The following is a 22545-nucleotide window of genomic DNA, read 5'->3' as shown; positions in this document are numbered from 1 at the left end:
AATAAGTCATTCTAAATAGAATTTATTGCCATTCATACTAAAATAGGGGTTTGAAAAGTAGTCTATGTAGATTTATTCTAAATAATACACTTGCAACTACATTCTTTTGTTTATTAAAAAACATCGCTAAGAGTTCTTTATAAATGTTAATTTTTATAAAAACGCCACCCCTTTAGAGTGGCGTTATTTTGTAACTACCAATTACTATTTCTGAACAATTGGCGCTCTCAATGATTCTAAAACTACAACGATATCATTGTAAAGTTCTGTATTTGAAGCCACGCCATTGGCATTGGCTGCTGCACCAACATAACCAACAAACTTGGTATAATCAGCCGAACTTGATTTTGTCCCCATACGACTGTTTATCGCAGGGTCGTGAGCCGCTACCATATTCAAACCTGAATAGGTATTGACCGCATTGGTTCCTCCAGTATTGAAGGAGAAAAAATCGGTCAAATTATCAGATAATTTGGCAATACTAGTAGCTTGGGTCGTTCCTGTTTCTGCCAAAACAGGAGCAAAATGAGCTTGTAAATTACCCGCAGCATTCGATTGAACATCTGCAACAATTAATCCAATGGTGGAGTTTACTACTTTACGGAAACTCAAACGACCTTGCTCAATCATTTGCCCTGAATTATCTGGGTCAGCAACCATTTTGGTTCCTCCCAATCGTTCATAGATTGACGCTTTTACAACTGGAGATGATGCGTCATCGTCGTTACTACAAGAAGTAAATGTTGCTGCCGTTAGCAGTACTACACCGAGTGTGATTTTCGAAAAATTTTTCATACTAAAAATATTAAAGGTTAATTAAAAATTTGATGTAATGATTTTGCCATTTTATAGCTAAAACTGTTTTGGTCTACTGGACAAACTTCTTTCGTTGCCATCCCTTCTGGCAGAATGTATCGCTGAGCATCATACGCTCCTTTTGTCATTAATTCGTCATAAACTCTTTTTGAATTAGTGACTTTGTTGTTGTGGAAATAGACCACCACATTTCTTTTTACGATAATAGAATCAGAGGTTATTCCCTTGATAGCTCTTAAATCTTTGCATATTTTTTGAGCTTGTTCTGGGGTTATAGTCGATTTAAAATCAATTCGACTCACTTGTAAATTGGGGCTTTCATATACCGCTGGCTTTGCTGTTACAATATGAAAAACAAGAATCCCAAAGAATACTACAATAAGGACTAGTACCGCAAAAAGTGCTTTTTTTAGTGTTTTATTAATTTTCATAGCTCTACTTTTTTTAAAATAAATTGCGTTTTTAGAATCATATACGAGCCTGTTGTCATCTTGGATTTAAATGGAAATAAAAAACTTCTATTTAGAATTATTTCAAATAAAAAATAAGCTTCAGGACGTTATTGATACTGCATTTTTCTAAAAAACTCTAGCGAGATTAAATCCAAAAAAAACATCGCCTTTGTTCCAACTTCCAGAGGTTCTCGCGAGATATCCCGCCTCGTCAATTCCTTGTGAATTGGTAAAGTGCATTTGAAAAACGTGTCCCCCCGTTTCTAAATCAAAACCTATAGACAAAGGATTTCTGTATAAAGAATTAGTAGCTCGATTTAAATGTGCCGCGTAGTCAATGTTTAATGACCATCTTTTAGAGAATTTATATCGCCCGCCAATTCCCATAGCATATTGTGTGTTGTTTTGCATTGGGTTTTCAACAAAGTTTTCGTGAAAAAAAGTGGGAGCAACTTGTAAAGAAAGTTTTTCTGAGAATTTTCTAGAAATTAATAGTTGCGCTACATAGGTCAACCTATTATCAAACTGGAGCTCAGGATAGGTACTTTCGTTTAAAGTATTGTTTATAGACACACTATTGAAACCTGTTATTGTAACAGGAAAACCTTCTTTTATTTGCGGAAACAAAGCATACTTCACTGCAAAATCATAGGCTAGCTGACTTCTAGCGGCACTTACGTGAACACCATTTGTCAGTCCGTAAATAAATTTGATTTGTGTATTCGCATTATCCAAACCATAGAACCCTTCAAATCCATCCTGAATAGAACCAAATCGATGGGCAACAACAAAATACAAATCGCCTTTTGCAGCCACTTTGGTAGATTCAAGATTTACAATTTTTAAAGCTTTGAAAGCAGAAGTTACTTTTTCTTTGGCAACAGGAACATCAACTCCCGATAATAGGTCATTTTGTGCATACGTTAGTAATGGAAATAAAAATAAAAAGAGTACAAGCTTTTTCATAAGATATAGTTTTAAGTTTTTTTGTTTTAGTTCATTATTGAACATTGGTCTATTTTAAATTCTCCTAATAATTCATCGTACCCTAAAAAGCGTCCTTTGATAGTTAGTTTTTCACCTGATGTCATACTTTTTAAGACGCTGTCTTTGAAGGTTACAAATACTTTATCTCCCAAAACAACTCCATTACTTTCTGAATCAATGGAAGTAATTTTAGCTGACAATTCAACGATTGTATTCTGATATTTCAAGGTAGCCGTGCGATCATCAGTAGTGAATTCTTTCTCAAGTCCCGAGATTGTCACCACATAATCTGTAGAGGATGAGCTTATCTCTCGATGTCCTTTATAAGCATAGAAGTAAGTTAGGCTTGCTATTAAAGCACAAAGCAACATCCCTATTAGTAATTTTTTTTTCATAAGTAGTTTTATTCTGTTTTCTCTACTTACGTTAAAAAGGAAGCTTTGGTTTTAAAAAAATAAAAATGCCCTTAAAAAAAACTGTACACTGCATTTTCTCGTATATGCATTAGAATGGCTTTTCAAATCATCTTAATTAATTTAAAACCAATCCTTATGAACACAAAAAAACTGTATACAGCCCTTGCACTTGCGATAACTCTGGTGAGCTGTACCAATGACAATCCGACCACCCTAATGGACGATTCTACAATGGTAGGATTAACAACCTATACCAAAAACGTAAAATCAATAATTGACAACAATTGTGTGGTCTGTCACGCAGCGGTGCCAAAAAACGGAGCTCCAATGCCTTTGGTAACCTATGACCAAGTAAAAGAAGCCGTTCTCAATCGTGGTTTGACTACTAGAATTTCGCTACAAAATGGCAATGGATTGTTAATGCCAAGTGGAGGACCAAGAATGCCTCAAGCCACGATTGATATTATTCTAAAATGGCAAAAAGAGGGATTAATAGAAAACTGATGCAAAACAGAATAATGAAAAAAATCATCCTCGTACCATTGCTATTTGCTTCGTTACTGGTCTTTGCCCAAGAAAAAATGATAACCAAATCTGGAATAATAACTTTTGATGCATCGTTTCCTTCTTATGATGAAGTGAAGGGAACCAATATTGGAGCGACAGTAGTTTTAAATCCTGAAACAGGAGAAATTGCAAGTCTAGTCTTAATGAAAGGGTTTCATTTTGAAATTGCGTTAATGGAAGAACATTTCAATGAAAATTATATGGAGACCGATCGCTATCCGAAAGCCATTTTTAGAGGCCAAATTGAAGCATTTGATCGGAAAACCCTAACCTCAAATCCAAAAGATTTTGTAATGAACGGGAAACTTGAAATACACGGCAAAGCAAAAGATATAAGTGTTATTGCCAAAATCAGTAAAGTTGGACCTAGGGTTGTATTGAATACGAGCTTCTCCGTAAACACTAGTGATTTTAGCATACCTATTCCAACACTCATTCAATACAAATTAGCTAGCAAAGTGAATATTCAACTAGCAGCTGTTTTGATAACAGATTACAAGTAACAAAAAGAAACGAACTATGAAAAAAATGATACTCTTAGTTATGCTAAACGTCATTCATTTGGGGTTTGCTCAGCAAAAAATGATTGACAAATCGGGAACAATAACCTTTGAGGCATCGGTTCCGACTTTTGAAGAAGTTAGGGCAGTAAACAAGAGTGTGACGTTTGTTTTCAATCCAAAAACCGGTGAAATTGCCAGTTTGGCTCTAATGAAAGGATTTCGGTTTAAAATTGCTTTAATGGAGGAGCATTTTAATGAAAATTATATGGAAACCGATGACTATCCAAAAGCAATTTTTAAAGGAAAAATTGAAGGGTTTGACGCAAATCAATTGACCACAAACTTTAAAGATTATCCAATAAAGGGGAATTTAGAACTTCACGGAAAATCCAATGCCATAGCATTTATTGCAAAAATCCGCAGAACACCCAATGGAATACAAATCGTGTCAAGTTTCTCAGTAAATGCGAGTGATTTTAATATTGCCATACCCAGCTTGGTCAAGAGTAAAATTGCCAATACAGTTACTATTCAGTCCACAACTTTTTTGAAATAAAAATCCAAAACACAAAGATTTTATAAAATCACATTCAAGTAAACAATAAACCATCAAAAAGATTTAATTTTGAAAAGATAAAGTATTCGTTTGATTATAAACGAAAATAACAACTTCACTAAAGGAAATCAACAAAATGGAAGAAGAAATAAAAATTGACGATGATTTTATTTTAATTCGTTTTCAAAACAATACCGATGTGATTACAACTTTTAAACGACCTGTACAATTGGGTTTGATTCAATTTCATTTTGGTTTAAAAGGAAACGCTAACTATATCTTTAATCAAGGGAATTATGGCTTAAAACTTAACGAGGAAAAAGCCTTGCTTTTTTACAATACCGAAAAAGAATTGCCTTTACACGTAGAAGTAGCACCAAAATCTTGGTTGATATCCATATTTGTCTCCATAAAAAAGTTTCACGGATTGTTTACTACAAATGCAGAACATATTCCGTTTTTAAGTAAAGAAAATCAAGACAAAAAGTACTATAACGAAAGTGATATTAGTCCATCAATGGCTATTGTTTTGAACCAAATGTTTCATTATAACTTGAATCCATCTATTAAAAATTTATACTACAAAGGCAAAGGGTATGAATTATTAAGTCTGTTTTTTAATAGAAATGAAGACCCAAATGCAGAGCAATGTCCGTTTTTAGTTGATGAAGAGAATGTTTTAAAAATCAAAAAAGCCAAAGAAATAATTATAGCCAATATGGCCGAACCTCCTGGACTTCAGGAATTAGCAGATACTATTGGTCTTAATTTAAAGAAACTAAAAATGGGTTTCAAACAAATATATGGCGATACAGTTTATGGCTTTTTATTTGATTACAAAATGGATTATGCTCGACAATTGCTTGATAGTGGCTCTTATAATGTAAATGAAGTAGGACTCAAAATTGGATACAGCACCGGAAGTCATTTTATAGCTGCTTTCAAGAAAAAATTTGGTACAACTCCTAAAAAATATTTAATGGCTATCAATACAACGATGTCATAAAACCATCAGTTTTACCTATCCCAACAATAAAAAAAAGAATACATAAGATACTAGATAAAGACGGAGTTTATTTACTTTTGACCTCAAATTTTAATGAAATTTCCCCCTTTGTCATCCAAAAACAATAAAAAAGAACAGAATGAAAGGCGTATTATTAGTTAACTTAGGTTCACCAGAAAGTCCCACTCCAAAAGATGTAAAGCCGTATTTAGATGAATTTTTAATGGATAAATACGTGATAGATGTTCCTTATCTATTGCGCGCTTTATTGGTTCGTGGTATCATATTACAAACCCGACCAAAAAAATCGGCCGAAGCTTACAGTCGAATTTGGACTAGTGAAGGTTCTCCTTTGATTGTGATTTCGAAAAAAATGCATCAAAAAGTGAAACAATTGGTAGATATACCTGTGGCTTTAGCGATGCGTTACGGAACGATGACCATTCAAAAAGGCTTGCAAGAACTTAAAGACCAAGGTGTAACTGAAGTAATGCTTTTGCCTTTGTATCCGCAACACGCTATGGCCTCAACAACTACTATTGTTGTTTTGGCTGAAGAATTACGTCAAAAGTATTTCCCAGAAATGACATTTACGAATGTTCCTGCATTCTACAATAAACCCGATTATATTCAAGCACTTTCTAATTCTATCAAAAAGCATTTGGAAGGATTTGAATATGACCATTTATTATTCTCCTATCACGGAATTCCAAAACGTCACATTCGCAAAACCGATGTAACGAATTCTCATTGTAAAATTGATGGTTCTTGCTGTAACACGCCTTCGCCTGCACACGAGTTTTGCTACCGTCATCAATGTTATGAAACGACCAAGCAAGTAGTAAAATTATTAGGTATTCCAGAAGGCAAATACAGCCAAACCTTCCAATCTCGTTTGGCAGGAGACAAATGGCTTACTCCTTACACCGATGTAGAAATCAATAAAATGCCTGAACAAGGAATTAAAAAACTAGCGGTTGTAACCCCAGCTTTTGTAGCTGACTGTTTAGAAACGCTAGAAGAAATTGCTATGGAAGCCAATGAACAGTTCCTACATCATGGTGGAGAAGAATTTATGGCTATCCCTTGTATGAATGATGAAGATGAATGGTGTGGTGTCGTAGCCAATTGGATTAAAGAATTCAAGAAAGTTTAAATTTGTTCAAGGTTTGAAGTTGCTATAGTAACTTCAAACCTTAAACTTGAAATCAAAATAAATGGAACTCTACAACTACCTCAAATCCTTACACATCATTTTTGTAGTCACATGGTTTGCAGGATTATTTTATATCGTTCGCTTGTTCGTCTACCAAATTGAAGCCGCCGATAAACCTTCTCCCGAGAAAGAGATTTTGCAAAAACAATACAACCTTATGGCCTATCGTTTGTGGTATATCATCACTTGGCCATCAGCAATTATTACTTTTTTTGTTGCTTTTTGGTTGTTACTTTTTACTGATTTAGGCAAAAGTTGGTTGCAAATGCCTTGGATGCATGTCAAACTAGGATTTGTTTTTTTATTGTATTTGTATCATTTTAAATGCCATCAAATATTCAATCAATTACAACGCAATGAAGTAAAATACACCACCAATTATATGCGTATTTGGAATGAAGGAGCAACACTTATTTTATTTGCAGTGGTGTTTTTAGTAGTGCTCAAAAATGCTTTCAACTGGGTGTATGGAGTGATTGGTATTTTTTTATTTTCAATCATTATTATGTTGGGCTTTCGTTTTTACAAGAGAATAAGAGAGAGAAAATAGTGGTCAGGGGTCAGTTTTTAGTGATCAGTTTTCAATCTTTGCCTAATAAAATTTTGCCTGTTTGTAAGTTTAAAACCGAATTATACGTTTGCAAAATAACTGAATACTAACAGTCTGAACACTGAATACTAAAAAATTATGCTGAACAACTTCAACATATCGATGCTTTCCTTGCGTACTAGGATTTTCCTATCGATGATTGTTGTTATTGTAGTTTCAAGTGTTTTGCTCGCCTCTATTTCTATTTTACAGTTCAAAAGTGAAGCACGAGATTATCATCAAGAACGTTTAGAGCGAAAGGAAACTGCCATAAAAGAGCATATTAATTATGTGCTGTCAACTACCACTTATCCGTTGACGCCTAAAAATTTAGATTTAATTTTTAAAGATAAAATTCACGAATTATCCCAAATTCACAACATCGAAATCAATGTTTATAGCCTAGACGGTCATCTTTTAAAATCATCGAAAGAGTCCTTTTCTATCGATAAAATGGCGCCGCCTATTCCAAAATACATTCTGAAACTGGTTCGTTCCTCCATTGATAAACGTTTTGTCGACATCAAAACTGTCGACGGAGTCAAAAATCGTTCGTCGTACAGCCAAATCAAAGACGACAAATTCAAACCGCTTGGCGTATTAAATTTACCTTATGTTGAAGATGATAGTTTTTATCAGAAAGAGCTGAATAGTTTCCTCATTAGATTAGGTCAAGTCTATTCTTTTATGCTGATTGTTGCTTTTGCCTTGGCGTATTTCTTGGCTACTTATATCACCAAATCGTTGAAAACCATCGCCGACAAAATGAGCGAAACGAATATTGAGCAGAAAAACGAAAAAATTGTTTTGGACGCCAATAGCCGTGAAATTAATTTGTTGATTCGTTCTTACAACGAAATGGTCGATAAATTAGAGAAAAGTGCCCTTAAACTGGCGCAAAGCGAAAGAGAAGAAGCTTGGCGAGAAATGGCAAAACAAGTAGCGCATGAAATCAAAAATCCGTTGACACCTATGCGATTAACGGTACAAAGTTTCCAAAGAAAATTTGACCCTACTACACCAGATGTCAAACAAAAACTCAATGAATATTCCGAAACCTTAATTCAGCAAATTGATATTATGAGTGCTGTGGCTTCGGCTTTTTCGAACTTTGCCTCTATGCCAGCCCAACAAAACGAAACACTAAATGTGGTGGAAGTAGTCGAACTGGCTTTGGATATTTTCAATGAAGATTATATTGTTTTTGAGAGTCAGTACCCTTCCATTATTTCAAGTATGGACCGCTCACAACTCATCCGTGTGATTACCAATTTGGTTAAAAATGCCATACAAGCCATTCCAGAAAATCAGGAAGAAAAAGCCATCAAAGTGGTCGTAAAAAGAGAACACAACCAAGTCATCATTTTGGTTCAAGACAACGGAGTAGGCATCGCAGAGCAAACAGTGCCCAAAATATTCGAACCCAAATTTACTACCAAAACAAGCGGTATGGGACTCGGTCTAGGAATTATCAAAAACATCATAGAAAATTACAACGGAACAATTACCTTTGATACACAATTAGGAAAAGGGACTACTTTTAAAGTGACTTTGCCTATAATTCAATTATAAAAAAATAGCGTTATGAATTACGAAAATATTTTAATCGAACTAGAAAACAATATTGCAATCCTTACCATCAATAGACCTTCGAAGTTAAATGCTTTGAATATTGACACTATAAACGACCTGCACAAAGCCATAAAAACACTGGGAAAAAACAAAGAAATTCAAGTGATACTCATTACAGGAAGTGGAGAAAAAGCTTTTGTAGCTGGCGCCGATATTTCTGAATTTGCTCATTTTACCATTGCCGAAGGTGCTCAACTGGCTAGCGAAGGACAAGAAAAATTATTCGATTTAATCGAAAATTTAAAAACACCAGTAATCGCTGCTATCAATGGTTTTGCCTTGGGTGGTGGGTTAGAATTGGCTATGTCTTGTCATTTCAGAGTTGCTTCAGACAATGCCAAAATGGGACTTCCAGAAGTTTCCTTAGGAGTAATTCCAGGATATGGAGGAACACAACGTTTACCACAACTCATTGGAAAAGGTCGTGCTATGGAATTGATTATGACCGCCAGCATGATTGACGCAGAGACAGCCAAAAATTATGGATTGGTAAATCATGTAGTACCTCAAGCAGAATTGTTGGATTTTACCAAAGGAATCGCTCAAAAAATCATGAAAAACTCTCCTTTTGCCATTGGTCGAGCTATAAAAGCCATCAACGCCAATTATAAAGACGGTAAAAATGGTTTCGAAACGGAAATCAAAAACTTTGGTAAATGCTTCGGAACAGCAGATTTTAAAGAAGGAACCACCGCATTCTTAGAAAAAAGAAAAGCCAATTTTACAGGGAAGTAACAAGTAAGCAGTGGTCAGGTTTTAGTAATCAGTTTGCTAAAACAAGTCTTTTTTGACATTCAAATATCATATTATTATATTTTTTTTGATATTCAAATATCATATTATTATATTTTTTTGATATTCAAATATCATATTATTATATTTTTTTGATATTTGAATATCAAATTATGGTATATTTGTGCTTTCAAAAGGATTACAAATGATACAAAGAACCCAACAACCTGCCATTGATTCTTTACTTTTCAAAGGAAAAGCCATATTAGTATTTGGTGCACGACAAGTAGGCAAAACCTCTTTGATCAAAAACACGGTCAAAAGTCATCCCTATTTATGGCTAAATGGCGATGAACCCGATACCCAATTGCTATTAGAAAATATCACCTCCGACCGACTAAAAGCGCTAATAGGAAATAACACTATGTTAATAATTGACGAGGCTCAAATGATTCACAATATTGGGCTTTTGATTAAAAGAATGGTGGACAATTTTCCAGAAATTCAAGTCATCGCTTCGGGTAGTAGTGCTTTTGAACTAGCAGACAAAACCAAAGAATCCATGATGGGAAGAAAAGAAGAGTTACAACTCTTCCCATTAAACTTTGCCGAATTAGTAAAGCATACTAATTTTGTTGAGGAAACCCGTTTGATACCTCATCGATTAGTATTTGGTTATTATCCTGAAGTAGTAAATCATCCTGGTCAGGAAGAAAAGATACTCAATGATTTAGTTGATGGTTTTCTATACAAAGACATTCTAAATTTAGATGGCATAAAAAAATCAGCCACTTTACAACGATTAGTTCAAATGTTAGCTTACAGAATTGGTAGCGAAATTAATTACAGTTCTTTGGCAAATGAATTAGGAATAAGTCGCCTGACCGTTGAAAAGTACATTGATATATTAGAAAAAAATTTCATTGTTTTTAGCTTACACGCTTTCAGCAAAAACCAAGATAATGAGCTTAAAAAAGGGCGAAAAGTCTATTTTTGGGACAATGGTCTCCGCAATCGAATCATCAAAAATTTCAATCCCATAGAACTTCGTGACGATGTAGGTGCACTTTGGGAAAACTTTATAATTAGCGAAAGAAAGAAAAAATTGATTTATGAAAATCAGTTCAAAGACACTTATTTTTGGCGCAATACACAACAAGCCGAAATCGATTATTTGGAACTAAAAAATACCGAAATTGAAGCTTTTGAAATTAAATACAATCCTAATCAAAAAGTACGATTTACAAAATCTTTCACCGAAAAGTACCATCCAAAAACAACAGCAGTCATTCACAGTCAAAATTTTTGGGATTACATCCTTTAATCTTTTTAATCTATAAAACACTACAACCTATGTCCTTCCAACCTGTATTTGCTGAATTCTGGCAAAAAGTAATCGAGAGTATCGAAGATCGCACTTTTGCTAAATTGACTTTGGCCAAAACCATTGGGGATACCGAGTTAAGAAACATTTATGCTCGTCCCATTATAACCGCCCAAAACACTTTAGAATTTTCAATAATTGCGCGCTATAAAACCGAAGAAATAGAAAGCTTCCATTCGTTGGAAGAAGCCTTTTTGGTATTGAGTCCGTATATGAATAATCCATTTTTGACGGCCTTACTTTTTACTTCAGAAATGGATTTGACATTCAAATTGAACAAAAAGAGAATAGGAAGTTTAACAGAAACTGCTCCTACGTTTAAAAATGCATCAGATGTTATGCTTGAATTAAAAGCTGGTGAAAATAAGTAATATTTTTCACTTTTTTCAGAAGATCTATAGCTACTGCATACTAAAAACTGCCAACTGAACACTAGACTTCCCCTTCCCACTCGGCATAAAACTGAGACAAGAAGTTTTCCATATATTTATGCCTTTTCGCTGCTAATACTGCACCGGTTTTCGTATTCATTTTATCAGCGAGCAACAATAATTTCTCGTAAAAATGATTGATAGTTGGCGCTTGACTTGACTTATATTCTTCCTTCGTCATATGCAAATTGGGAGCAATCTCAGGATTGTACAATGCTCTGTTTTTGAATCCTCCATAATTAAACGCTCTGGCAATTCCAATAGCGCCAATCGCATCCAAACGATCGGCATCTTGCACAATATCCAATTCGATTGAAGAGAACTTGCGCTTGGTTTTGCCGCCTTTAAATGAAATATTTTCAATGATTTGCACTACATGCAGAATTACTTCTTCGGCTACGTGTTGCGATTCCAAAAAATTCCTCGCCGTTCTTGGACCTATGGTCTCGTCTCCTCCATGAAATTTACTATCTGCAATATCATGCAATAAAGCGCCTAACTGAACGACAAGTGTATCACAAGACTCCGATTTGGCTATGAGCAAAGCATTTTTATACACCCTTTCTATATGAAACCAATCGTGTCCTCCCTCTGCATCGGCAAGTGTTTGTTTTACAAAAAGAATCGTATCGTGAATTAGTTTAGCGGTATTCATTTGGGGTATTTTTTTTATAAAAAAACTGATTTTAGAGGGTATATCCTCAAAAATCAGTTCTCTTTATGATCTTACTTTCAATCTAAAATAGTTCAAAATTAAGGATTACAATCTTGCAGGTTCTACCCATTTAAAGATATAAGACTCAGTTGGAATTACCAAACGTTCAGAAATTTTAGCCATTCTTGATGGTAATTTCATTAAATAATCTCTAGCTTTTTCTGCTTCGCTAGTTAATCCACCAATCTTATCGATTTCCCATTTATCGATTAATTTTTGCATGATATCCACATAATCATTCGCAGTATAGACACCTATACGCTGAGCAGAATCAGAAAATTGTTCGAAAGCAGAACTTATTTTTTGCCCAGATTCTCTCAAGAAATGAGCCGGCATCACAATTTTTTGCTTCATCATGTATTGAAAAGCCAACATCATTTCGCTAGGATCTACTTTGAAAATTTGGTCAACAAACTCGCTGTAAGCCAAATGATGACGCATTTCGTCGCCTGCAATCATTTTACAAAGTTTAGACAATTTTTTATCACCATATTCCTTTGCTAATTGCGACACACGGTTGTGAGAAACATAAGTAGCTAATTCTTGAAAACTAGTATATACAAAGTTCTTATACGGATCAGTACCCGTACCGATATCAAAACCATCGTTGATTAAGTGTTGTGTCGTAACCTCAACTTCGCGCATGTTTACACGCCCTGATAAGTACAAATATTTGTTCAATAAATCTCCATGACGGTTCTCTTCACCCGTCCATTGGCGAATCCATTTAGACCAACCATTGCGCTCTTGATTATCTACTCCTTCTACTTCCATCAACCAAGATTCATAAGTTGGCAAAGCTTCTTCTGTAATGGTATCTCCTACAAGAGCTACCCAGAAATCATAAGGTAAATCTTTAGCAATTTCTCTTAATTCTCTTACTTCATCTAAGAAAGTATCGCTCTCAGAATTAGGCAAGAAATCAGAAGGTTGCCATATTTTTTCTACCGGAATTAGAAATTGATCTACAAAACTGTCGACGTTTTTTTCTAAAAACTGCATCACTTCTAATCGGATGTTTTTTATTGACATGGTATTTATTTATTAAAATTGAATTTTACTTACTACTGCGGCTTCTGTTTTTTGAATCAGCTCCTCAAAGGCATAGTCTTTAACCGCCATAGGTTCATGAATCGTAAACGTTAAACGATTTCCTAAGCCCATCGGAAAAGCACCAAAACGCACCATCTTCCAAGAATTATTTATGGATATTGGCACCACATAAGCAGAAGGCGCATACTTGCATAATATTTTTAATCCGCTTTGTGCAAACTCTTTTGGTTTTCCAGTTTTACTTCGTGTTCCTTCAGGGAAAATAACGGCTGAACGGGTATTTTTTTCTATATATTCTGACAAGCCCTTGATCGTTGGAATGGCTTGTTTCGGATCCTTTCTATCAATCAATACTGAACCACCGTGTCGTAAATTATAAGACACACTCGGAATTCCGCTTCCTAACTCTTTTTTACTAACAAACTTGCAATGATAACGACGCATGTACCATATAATTGCTATAATGTCATACATGCTTTGATGATTGGCTACAACAATCAGAGGAACATTTTTAGGTATGCTATTCAAATTCTCAAATCGGTAAGTAGTGCCCAATATATTAGTACATTTTACCAAAAAGAAGTTCAAATAATCGACACTTTTTTTGTGGGCTTGGTAACCAAATACATTAAAACAAATCCATTGAATAGGATGAAAAATTACCAAACAAAGCCCAAAACACAAATAGTAAATTACGGAAAAGGGGTACGAAATTATTTTTTGCATGCTATTGAAATAAAGGGTCAAAAGTACGAATTAAATTTTTTAATGCGATTTAAATCCTAAACAATAATCCATTTAGGGTTTAATTGTACCTTTGCTTCCTAATTTCCTTCCTTTTTTTTATTAAATGGATTTCAGTTACCCAAAAGAAGAAAAGCTAAAAAGCAAAATTACCATCGGATTATTATTCACCGAAGGGAAATCGGTATCGAAATATCCTTTGCGATTGGTATATTGCCAAGAGAAAAAAGAAACCACACAGCAAATAAAAATGGGTGTTTCGGTTTCTAAAAAATACTTCAAGAAAGCCGTAGATCGCAATTACTTCAAACGCGTACTCAGAGAAACTTATCGATTAAACAAACATTTACTGATTCCGCATTTGGATGAACCCTATGCTTTTATGTTTTTTTACCAAACCAAAGAGCGTTTATCTTTCGATGAAATCAATACAAAAACGATTCAATTGTTTGAAAAATTTGTAGCACAACAAGCTCAAAAAAAAGCAAACGAAGCTAAAATTACCGATTCGAAAAGCACAGAATTGTCCTAAAAAAACGTATTCCCTTAATTATTCCTGTTTTATTACTAATTTAGAGGTCTATTTATAAACCAACACTTTCCTTATGAACGCATTTTTTCAAAAAAAATACATCATTCCTGTTTTGGCTTCAGCCTTTTTGTTTGTTGGGGTAAGTTTCAAAAATGATTTTTTTGAAATTGCGAAGCAAATAGAAATTTTTACCACGCTTTTTAAAGAAGTCAACTCTAATTATGTAGATGAGACCAATCCAGGTGATTTGATGGATAAGGCCATCAAAGGGATGTTAGCGAGTTTGGATCCCTACACCAATTACTTTAATGAAGCAGATGTGGTGAAGTTCAAAATCAACAACACGGGTGAATATACTGGAATTGGTGCGTTAATCAGTCGTAAGGAAGACCAATTGATTATCAAAGAACCCTATAAAAATTTTCCTGCCGACAAAGCGGGTCTCAAAGCAGGAGATGCTATTATCCAAATTGGAGATGTAGTTTTGAAAGACTTCAAAGACGATGCGTCACAATTGCTCAAAGGTTCTAAAAACACTAAGATTGACATTAAATATATTCGTCAAGGAAAAACACTTAGCACCCAATTGGTTTTGGATGAAGTGGAAATCAAATCGGTTCCTTTTTTCGGAAAAATTGATGCGAAAACCGGTTACATTGTTTTGACTCATTTCACCAAAAAAGCCTCCTCAGAAGTAAAAGATGCCTTGGAACAACTCAAAAAAGAAGGCGCCGAACGCATCGTTTTGGACTTAAGAGACAATCCTGGTGGACTGTTGAATGAAGCGGTGAATATTTGCAATCTCTTTGTACCTAAAAACGAAACCATAGTAACTACCAAATCGAAAGTAGAAAAATACAACAACACCTATAAAACGACTCGAGAACCAGTAGATTTGAACATCCCCTTGGTCATCATTGTAAACGGAAAAAGTGCGTCGGCGTCCGAAATTGTGGCAGGTGCTTTGCAAGATTTGGATCGTGCGGTGGTTTTAGGCAGTCGCAGTTTTGGAAAAGGATTGGTTCAGCGTCCTATCGATATGTCTTTTGGAACACAAGTAAAAGTAACTATTTCTCGTTACTACACGCCTTCTGGTCGTTGCATACAAGCTTTAGACTACACCCGAAAAGATAAAAATGGAGTAGCTACACGTACAGAAGAAAAAAATTATAATGCCTTTAAAACCAGAAAAGGAAGAACCGTATACGACGGAGGAGGCATTCAGCCTGATATTGAATTATCAGAAACACAAGTAAGCGCAGTGGCCAATGCAGTAGTGAGAAACGAGGCTATCTTTGATTATGCCACTACGTATTATTACAAAAATCCTAGTTTAGGTAATACTATCCCAACTATCACAGATGCGGATTACACTGATTTCAAACAATTTTTGAAAAACAAAAAATTCAATTTGGATACTGAAACCGAAGTAAATTTGAAAAAGACTTTGGCTGCTGCCAAAAAAGAAAAAATAGACGAAACCATTACTGCGGAATACCAACAATTACTGAATGCTATCCAGAAAAGTGAATGGAACGCTTTGGACAAAAATCAAAAAGAAATTAAAAATTTATTGCTAGACGAAATTATCAAACGCTACCAATACCAAGAAGGATTGTACCAATACTACATCAAAAGCAATCCCGAGATCAAAAAGGCTGTAAGTGTGTTGACTACTTCTGCGGAGTACAATAGTATTTTGAAGTTGTAAGAGAACGCAGTAAAAATTAGCATCAATTCTTAAACATATTAGACGTATAAGTATTCAAGTCAATGTCTGAAATTTTTGAACCATATAAGAAATTTAAGGTCGTATAAGTTAGTTTTAATGTCCTTTAAATTCTTCTCTTAATGTTTTAGAAAACAAAAAACTAGTTTAAAACAACTCTAATGTCAGTTCGAGCGCAGTCGAGAACCATTACTGCATCTCGACTGCGCTCGATGTGACAAAAAATAGAAATCTAAAAATCATAATTTACTTGATTACCCTCTTTTCATCTCGATATGCGGAATATCATCTTCTAAATACATCTCACTAATAGCCACAAAACCATGGCTTTCGTAGAACTTTTTCAAGTACAATTGAGCGCCAATCGTAATCACTGTTTCGTTAAAATGAGTTGCAATTCCTGCGATAGCGTTTTGCATCAATTCATGACCCCATTTTTTATCTCGATACCTAGCATCGACAACTACTCGACCTATTGAGGCTTCGGGAAAACTAATCCCTGGAGGTAGTAATCTAGCATGCGCTACAACTTTATCTTCATACGTTCCAAAAAGGTGTAGGGCTTTTTTATCTTTTCCGTCCAAATCCAAATAGACGCAATTTTGTTCAACTACAAAAATTTCACTTCTCAATCTTAAAATATCATACAGCTCATGAACAGTCAACGCCTCGAAGGATTTAATTTCCCATTGTAAACTCATAACAACTTTTATTTTTTTCTTTTAATTATTTGAACCGATTTAATAATCGATTCTAACTCAAACATAACATCTCTTTTTTCGTCAGCGGGTGAGTAACAAAAACCTTCTAGGACCATAATTCGGTTGTACTCTTTGTCAAAAATCACATAATTGATGAAAGGTCCAGACATAAAATCATTTTTTAATTCCCAAGTTCCTTTAGATTCAAAAGTGGGACGATTATCTAATTTTATTTTGAACAAATACGGTGCATAACCTTCACCTGTAATCATTGGAGTTTGAGCTTCGCGCCCTTTGATGTATAGCTTCCCAATGGAATCACGCATTCGAATAATTGAGGCAATGGGATTTTTGGTTTTTATAGTATTCAGAGGAACTTGATAGAGCAACAGACTCATACTCCCGCTCACAATTTCTTTTTTTAACCAAATGAATCGAGGTTTTTGAACCGCATATTCAAAATCTGAAGGTACATCCAGACGAATATGAAATTTGTTCTCTATAATTTTGGGATTCAATAACGACTCCTTATTGATTTTTTGATTGGCTTGAATTTCGCCTTCTTTAATCATCTGAATCATTTCGGGACTGTGCTTTTCTAATAAATACAAAAGCGTATCATTCGTAGTTCCCGTAAGATGAAAAACGGTTTGTGGCGTAGCGTATTGGTCTTTCTTGATTTCAAAACCAGTAGTTGCTCCTTTTTTAACCACCACAAGGGTACGGCTATCCGTGATGAAACCTTCTACTAATTTATCAGGATATTGGTTGATGGTAAATAAAGGTTCTTCCTGAGGTAGTCCAAAAACGGGTGCAGCAAGTTTGTTTCTAAGCGAATCACCCACTTCCCCATTCCATAAAGCGTCATTCATAATCACGGCAATCGTATTGATTTTACCAACCGATTCACGTAATAATGGTTCTTGTTTTTTCCCACAAGAAAACAAGAATAACGAAACTAAAAGGTATAAAAAATGGGCTTTATTCATAATTTTTATCTTATAAAATAAAACCCAAATGTAGCCCAATTTATTGTATTATCCGTTTATTTTCAACTTCATTCCGGGTTTTAAATCTTGACTGGTAATGCCATTCCATTTCTCTAAATCAGAAATAGTAACTCCAGGATATTTTTTGGAAATGCTGAAAAGGGAATCTCCTTTTTTCACATAATAATCATTCGTAGGATTTTTGGCTTTTGCCGTTGGAAACAATTCCTTCTTCTTAAATGAATCAGCTGTAGCGTTATTGGTAATGATTGCAATTTCATTTTTGGCAACAATCAACGCTGTTCCAACAGGTACTTTTTGTTTTGAAATAGCATTCCAAGCTATCAGATTAGCCGATGTTGTTCCAAATTTCTTGGCAATAGTTCCTAAATTATCCCCTTCTTGAACCGTATACGTAATGTCTTTAACTTCGGGTTTTGGCACTTCTTGAACGGCAACAGCTTGGCTAACTCCAACCTGAAAACTCATTCCAGGTTTCAAATTGCTGGCTGTAGTAGGATTCCAAGAACGCAAATCTTCTACTGAAACATTGTATTTACGAGCGATTATATTCAAATTGTCACCTTTCTGGACGACATATTGTGCAGTATTTGGTGCAACTAACAACGAATCTAACTGCGTTTCTTTAGCTTTTTCTGCGGATTTAACTCCAGCAACAGCAGTACTAGCAACAGCCATTGGGTTGGTTTCAACTCCAGGACGGGACGTTTTAATTTTTAATATTTTACCTAATGCAACCGAATTCCCTTTGATTCCATTCCAACGTTTAAGATCTGCTACGGCAACTTTATAATCGGCAGCCACTGTATTTAAATTATCCCCTTTTTTTATTTTATACCATTCATTGATAGTAGCCACATCCGAAGAATCTGAAGCTTTTCCTCTAGACGCTAAAGCAGATTTCGACCATTGCAAAGGTTGTCTTCGTTGGTAATTGTCATAAGCGGCGTAAGCATAGATTTTGTCTTCATTGGAAGTAAAAACGGCAATTTTGTTTTGTGGCAATCGTAAATAATTGGGTTGATCGCCATAAACAGGAATAACATTCATTTTATACGAAGGATTCAACAATTGCAATTCGACTACAGGAATGTCGATTAAATCCGCAATTTGTTTGAAAGAGATTTCTTTTTGAATACGAATCGTATCCGTTTGGAAGTGTTTGAAAGTGGCACGTTCTGGTTTAATGCCGTGCTCTTTATGATATTCATACAAGTACATCGTAGCTAAAAAAGCGGGAACATAACCTTGAGTTTCTTGTGGTAAATGTTTTTTAATATCCCAAAATGTTTGCTGTCCGCCCGATCGTCTTATCGCCTTAGTCACATTTCCTGGACCTGAATTATACGATGCTAATACCAAATCCCAGTCGTTGAATAAAGGGTACATATTGGCCATATATTGTGCCGCTGCTTCAGAAGATTTCAACGGATCAGATCGCTCATCAACATACGAATCGATTCGTAAATTATATTGTTTTCCGGTATGATACATGAACTGCCAAAGTCCTGTTGCACCAACTCTAGAAACCGCTTTTGGGTTCAAGGCAGATTCTACTATTGCTAAATATTTTATTTCTAAAGGAATGTTCTTTTTCGCCAAAGCTTCTTCGAAAATAGGGAAGTAATATTCTGAAGTAGCCATTAAACGAGCGAAAGCTTTTTTTCTATTTTTCAAAAAGGATTTAATCAAATTTTCTAATCCTTGATTGTATTCAATATGAAACGGAGACTTGGCATCCATAGCCGCTAGGCGCTGTTTTAACAACTCTGTGGGCAATTCAAAATCAACGTTTTGATCGGTGTTTAGGGTTTGGATATCTTTGGTTAAGTCATTATAAATATCCAAATTCGTTAGTTCTTTCATCCATAAACTATCGACTTGTTCTGTCGTAGTATGACGTACAAAAGTTTGTTTGATTGAATCTAAATAGGAAAGAGGTATAGGAGAAGGTTGAATCGATTTAACTTCAGCGACTTGCTGCGAGAAAGCAGCAAACGAGATGAGGAACAATAAGCTTAGTGTGGCATTTTTAAGACTCATATAATTTGATTTCAATGTGCTTTATTTCAGCTGATTAACCAATTGACTTTGCAAAATTACTTGGTTAAAACTAAAAAAAACCATAAATATTGTTAAATATACAATATTTATGGTTTTTAAGCCCATTTTACTTTAAAAAAATATGTTAAAGTAGGATTATTCAAATAGTAATGCAATTTTAAAAATCGCAAACTTTTTGATTATTCTAAAATCGCTGCAATTCCTGGTAAGGTTCTTCCTTCCAACATTTCTAGCATTGCTCCACCTCCAGTAGAAACATAACTTACTTTGTGTTCAAAACCAAATTGTTTTACAGCAGCCACAGAATCACCTCCACCAACTAATGAAAAAGCACCATTAGCAGTAGCCTCTGCAATATAATCACCTAAAGCAATAGTTCCTTTGGCAAATGTTGGCATTTCAAAAACTCCTAATGGTCCATTCCAAAGAATAGTTTTAGAAGCCAAGATTACTTCTTTAAAGATAGCTAATGATTTTGGTCCCGCGTCTAAACCTTGCCATCCATCTGGAATGTGTTTAACATCTACTACTTGTGTATTGGCTTTATTAGAGAAATCATCAGCCGCAACTACATCTACAGGAATATGAATTTGTACCCCTTTTTCTTTAGCCAAACGCAAAATTTCAAGAGCCAAATCTTGCTTGTCATCTTCACAAATAGAATCACCAACAGATCCTCCTAAGGCTTTCACAAAAGTAAAAGTCATACCTCCACCAATAATCATGTGGTCAACTTTATCTAAGATATTTTCGATAACTGTAATTTTAGAGGAAACTTTAGATCCTCCCAAAACAGCAGTTACAGGTTTTTCACTGTTCTTTAATACTTTATTCAAGCTTTCAATTTCTTTGGCCAACAGCGTTCCAAAACATTTACTAGTTGGAAAAAATTGAGCAATAATAGTAGTAGAAGCATGAGCACGGTGTGCTGTTCCAAAAGCATCATTTACATAGATATCTCCAAGGTCTGCTAATTTTTTAGCGAAATCAACATCGCCAGCTTCTTCTTCTTTATAAAAACGTAAATTCTCTAACAGCAACACTTGACCAGGTTGTAAAGCCGCAGCTGCAGTAGTAGCAGGTTCTCCAATGCAATCTGTAGCAAATTGAACAGGCACGCCCAAAACTTCAGAAGTTTTAGCTACTATATGACGTAACGAATATTTATCTTCAGCTCCTTTTGGTCTTCCTAAGTGTGACATTAAAATAACGCTTCCACCGTCAGCTAAAATTTTATCAATGGTAGGCTTTGCAGCTTCAATTCTATTGGCATCCGTTACATTAAAATTTTCATCTAAAGGCACATTAAAATCAACACGGATAATTGCTTTTTTATCTTTGAAATTGAAATCGTTTAAAGTTTTCATTATATATATGTATTTAATTTAAAAATGTATATCGTCTCACAAAGATACACTATTTTGGGATTTTGATTTGTAGTGCCTACTATTAAAAAATAGCTAATTAATAACGAAATCGATGTAAATTTATAAATAACACAACTAAACGGTTAAAAAAATTAAGGAATAATGGTTTGGAAAGTGTCAGTTCTCGGTTGTCGGTTCTCGGTTGTCAGTTGTGAGTTGTCGGTCGTCAGTTGTCAGTTTTGGGTTGTGGGTTATTCGATTAACAAACAAAAAAAGCCCTTTCCAAAAAAATGAAAAGGGCTCTAGTAGTATATTATTTGTAAAACTATTCGTGAACTGGATTTTGGGTACAAGGACAGTTACTCAATCCTTGGAAGAAATCAAATCCTAAGGTAACCATATGCGTTCCTGAATTGTAGGCAGCTAACTCATTCATCGTAATTTGGTAAGCATACCCAAAATAAAATCCTGATTTTTTAAAACCTACCATTGGCCCTACATTCAAAGGTTTTCCAACTTGATCATTCAAAAAACGATAGGAAGCTCCAACCCAGTAGTAGTCATCATAGTTGTTATATTTTCTATATTTAACGTTGATGTCGGTGCTAGATCTTCTATCCGACTCAAAATATTGAAAGTACATAGAAGGCTCAATCTCACCACGATTATATCCTCCATCGCTAAAAACATAACCAGTATACACTTGATAATTACGTAACAAATCCGGTTCAAGTGCAATAAATTTATCCAAATCCTTTGGCAAAATATTACTTGCATTAAAACTCACGTAAAATTTATTCAAACGATACAACAAACTGACGTCAAAGTTATTGTTGGAGGTGAAACGGTTATTATTGATAGAAGGATCAGGATTGGTAGGCGATAAATCATCTATATCAATTTTGAAATTGTTGATGTTGAATGACAAACCAAAAGACAAATATTGTTTGGAGTAATAATCCAAAATAATATGATGCGCAAAAGAAGCTTTAGCTCCTGTTTGACGCGTGTTTCCGTTTTTATCATTATACATGGAAATTCCAACACCTGATTGATCGGCAATTCTAAAATCAGCATAAACAGATTGGTTGTTTGGTGCATCTTTAATTCCGACCCATTGTGTCAATCCATTCAATCGAATTCTAAAATTATCTCCAATCCCTGCATAAGTTGGCGAAATCACAAAAGGGTTATCGGCCAAATATTGTGTCCAAACAGGCAAATTCAATTCTTGAGTGTGTCCGGCCACACCTACCAAAAGCAACAATGCAATTATACTCTTTTTCATAATATAGTAGATTCTTAGTTGGTATTGTAACGACGCTGTTGGGGCACAGCATCGT

The 22545-nt window shown here is 34.9% G+C and carries 24 protein-coding genes; 12 read left to right on the top strand and 12 right to left on the bottom strand.

Annotated elements, in window-relative coordinates; genetic code table 11:
- Nucleotides 1-204: 204 nt before the first annotated feature.
- From FLAVO9AF_RS12395 to FLAVO9AF_RS12380, 4 genes are all read right to left on the bottom strand, one after another.
- Nucleotides 205-795, bottom strand: coding sequence for a hypothetical protein (locus FLAVO9AF_RS12395; protein WP_159689213.1), 591 nt, complete (start codon nt 793-795; stop codon nt 205-207).
- Nucleotides 796-812: 17 nt separating this feature from the next.
- Nucleotides 813-1247 carry a hypothetical protein gene (locus FLAVO9AF_RS12390; RefSeq protein ID WP_159689210.1) on the bottom strand — a complete coding sequence of 145 codons (435 nt, stop codon included), beginning with the start codon at nt 1245-1247 and terminating at the stop codon, nt 813-815.
- A gap of 147 nt (nt 1248-1394) precedes the next feature.
- Nucleotides 1395-2234: a DUF5777 family beta-barrel protein gene (locus FLAVO9AF_RS12385; RefSeq protein ID WP_159689207.1), complete on the bottom strand. Its 840-nt coding sequence runs from the start codon at nt 2232-2234 to the stop codon at nt 1395-1397.
- 26 nt (nt 2235-2260) lie between these two features.
- Nucleotides 2261-2626 (bottom strand): hypothetical protein, encoded by a 366-nt coding sequence (locus FLAVO9AF_RS12380; protein ID WP_159689202.1) that lies wholly within the window; start codon nt 2624-2626, stop codon nt 2261-2263.
- A 180-nt stretch (nt 2627-2806) separates the two neighbouring features.
- Here FLAVO9AF_RS12380 and FLAVO9AF_RS12375 point away from each other — a divergent pair, with 180 nt between their 5' ends.
- From FLAVO9AF_RS12375 to FLAVO9AF_RS12330, 10 genes are all read left to right on the top strand, one after another.
- Nucleotides 2807-3175: a hypothetical protein gene (locus FLAVO9AF_RS12375; protein ID WP_159689199.1), complete on the top strand. Its 369-nt coding sequence runs from the start codon at nt 2807-2809 to the stop codon at nt 3173-3175.
- Nucleotides 3176-3189: 14 nt separating this feature from the next.
- Nucleotides 3190-3741, top strand: a complete 552-nt coding sequence (locus tag FLAVO9AF_RS12370; protein ID WP_159689195.1) for a YceI family protein — start codon at nt 3190-3192, stop codon at nt 3739-3741.
- A 16-nt stretch (nt 3742-3757) separates the two neighbouring features.
- Nucleotides 3758-4297 carry a YceI family protein gene (locus FLAVO9AF_RS12365; RefSeq protein WP_159689189.1) on the top strand — a complete coding sequence of 180 codons (540 nt, stop codon included), beginning with the start codon at nt 3758-3760 and terminating at the stop codon, nt 4295-4297.
- 136 nt (nt 4298-4433) lie between these two features.
- On the top strand, nt 4434-5303 hold the full coding sequence (locus tag FLAVO9AF_RS12360) for an AraC family transcriptional regulator (RefSeq protein ID WP_159689186.1): 870 nt from the start codon (nt 4434-4436) through the stop codon (nt 5301-5303).
- Between the two features lie 139 nt (nt 5304-5442).
- A complete protein-coding gene (gene hemH / locus FLAVO9AF_RS12355) occupies nt 5443-6459 on the top strand; it encodes a ferrochelatase (protein ID WP_159689184.1) in 1017 nt (338 codons plus the stop codon).
- Nucleotides 6460-6520: 61 nt separating this feature from the next.
- Nucleotides 6521-7069 carry a CopD family protein gene (locus FLAVO9AF_RS12350; RefSeq protein WP_159689181.1) on the top strand — a complete coding sequence of 183 codons (549 nt, stop codon included), beginning with the start codon at nt 6521-6523 and terminating at the stop codon, nt 7067-7069.
- Nucleotides 7070-7207: 138 nt separating this feature from the next.
- Nucleotides 7208-8680, top strand: a complete 1473-nt coding sequence (locus FLAVO9AF_RS12345) for a PAS domain-containing sensor histidine kinase (RefSeq protein ID WP_236552319.1) — start codon at nt 7208-7210, stop codon at nt 8678-8680.
- Nucleotides 8681-8692: 12 nt separating this feature from the next.
- The gene (locus FLAVO9AF_RS12340) at nt 8693-9475 is read left to right on the top strand and encodes an enoyl-CoA hydratase/isomerase family protein (RefSeq protein WP_159689179.1); all 783 of its coding nucleotides are present in this window, start codon (nt 8693-8695) and stop codon (nt 9473-9475) included.
- Nucleotides 9476-9677: 202 nt separating this feature from the next.
- Nucleotides 9678-10796 carry an ATP-binding protein gene (locus tag FLAVO9AF_RS12335; RefSeq protein WP_159689176.1) on the top strand — a complete coding sequence of 373 codons (1119 nt, stop codon included), beginning with the start codon at nt 9678-9680 and terminating at the stop codon, nt 10794-10796.
- A 29-nt stretch (nt 10797-10825) separates the two neighbouring features.
- Complete coding sequence (locus FLAVO9AF_RS12330; RefSeq protein ID WP_159689173.1) at nt 10826-11227, top strand: hypothetical protein; 402 nt, start codon at nt 10826-10828, stop codon at nt 11225-11227.
- A gap of 61 nt (nt 11228-11288) precedes the next feature.
- Here the strand turns inward: FLAVO9AF_RS12330 and FLAVO9AF_RS12325 are convergent, their stop codons facing one another.
- The 3 genes from FLAVO9AF_RS12325 to FLAVO9AF_RS12315 all read right to left on the bottom strand — a co-directional run bounded on the left by FLAVO9AF_RS12325 (nt 11289) and on the right by FLAVO9AF_RS12315 (nt 13781).
- Nucleotides 11289-11942: an HD domain-containing protein gene (locus FLAVO9AF_RS12325; RefSeq protein ID WP_159689171.1), complete on the bottom strand. Its 654-nt coding sequence runs from the start codon at nt 11940-11942 to the stop codon at nt 11289-11291.
- 105 nt (nt 11943-12047) lie between these two features.
- Nucleotides 12048-13034: an acyl-ACP desaturase gene (locus FLAVO9AF_RS12320; protein ID WP_159689168.1), complete on the bottom strand. Its 987-nt coding sequence runs from the start codon at nt 13032-13034 to the stop codon at nt 12048-12050.
- A gap of 12 nt (nt 13035-13046) precedes the next feature.
- Nucleotides 13047-13781 carry a 1-acyl-sn-glycerol-3-phosphate acyltransferase gene (locus FLAVO9AF_RS12315; RefSeq protein ID WP_159689165.1) on the bottom strand — a complete coding sequence of 245 codons (735 nt, stop codon included), beginning with the start codon at nt 13779-13781 and terminating at the stop codon, nt 13047-13049.
- Between the two features lie 124 nt (nt 13782-13905).
- Between FLAVO9AF_RS12315 and rnpA the strand changes: the two genes are divergently transcribed.
- Entirely contained in the window at nt 13906-14331 is a 426-nt protein-coding gene (rnpA, locus tag FLAVO9AF_RS12310; protein WP_159689162.1) for a ribonuclease P protein component, read from the top strand.
- Nucleotides 14332-14404: 73 nt separating this feature from the next.
- Entirely contained in the window at nt 14405-16042 is a 1638-nt protein-coding gene (locus FLAVO9AF_RS12305) for a S41 family peptidase (protein ID WP_159689159.1), read from the top strand.
- 272 nt (nt 16043-16314) lie between these two features.
- Here FLAVO9AF_RS12305 and FLAVO9AF_RS12300 read toward each other — a convergent pair whose 3' ends face one another.
- The 5 genes from FLAVO9AF_RS12300 to FLAVO9AF_RS12280 form a co-directional block, all read right to left on the bottom strand.
- Nucleotides 16315-16761, bottom strand: coding sequence for a GNAT family N-acetyltransferase (locus tag FLAVO9AF_RS12300; protein WP_159689156.1), 447 nt, complete (start codon nt 16759-16761; stop codon nt 16315-16317).
- A gap of 8 nt (nt 16762-16769) precedes the next feature.
- Nucleotides 16770-17750, bottom strand: a complete 981-nt coding sequence (locus tag FLAVO9AF_RS12295) for a DUF4837 family protein (RefSeq protein WP_159689153.1) — start codon at nt 17748-17750, stop codon at nt 16770-16772.
- A gap of 48 nt (nt 17751-17798) precedes the next feature.
- Complete coding sequence (locus FLAVO9AF_RS12290; protein ID WP_159689150.1) at nt 17799-19814, bottom strand: LysM peptidoglycan-binding domain-containing protein; 2016 nt, start codon at nt 19812-19814, stop codon at nt 17799-17801.
- Nucleotides 19815-20014: 200 nt separating this feature from the next.
- Nucleotides 20015-21202: a phosphoglycerate kinase gene (gene pgk, locus FLAVO9AF_RS12285; RefSeq protein WP_159689147.1), complete on the bottom strand. Its 1188-nt coding sequence runs from the start codon at nt 21200-21202 to the stop codon at nt 20015-20017.
- A gap of 325 nt (nt 21203-21527) precedes the next feature.
- A complete protein-coding gene (locus FLAVO9AF_RS12280; protein WP_159689144.1) occupies nt 21528-22490 on the bottom strand; it encodes a type IX secretion system membrane protein PorP/SprF in 963 nt (320 codons plus the stop codon).
- Nucleotides 22491-22545 lie beyond the last annotated feature (55 nt).

The sequence above is a fragment of the Flavobacterium sp. 9R genome (assembly GCF_902506345.1).
In the GTDB taxonomy this organism is placed as follows: domain Bacteria; phylum Bacteroidota; class Bacteroidia; order Flavobacteriales; family Flavobacteriaceae; genus Flavobacterium.
This window is presented reverse-complemented; position numbering and strand designations above follow the sequence as displayed.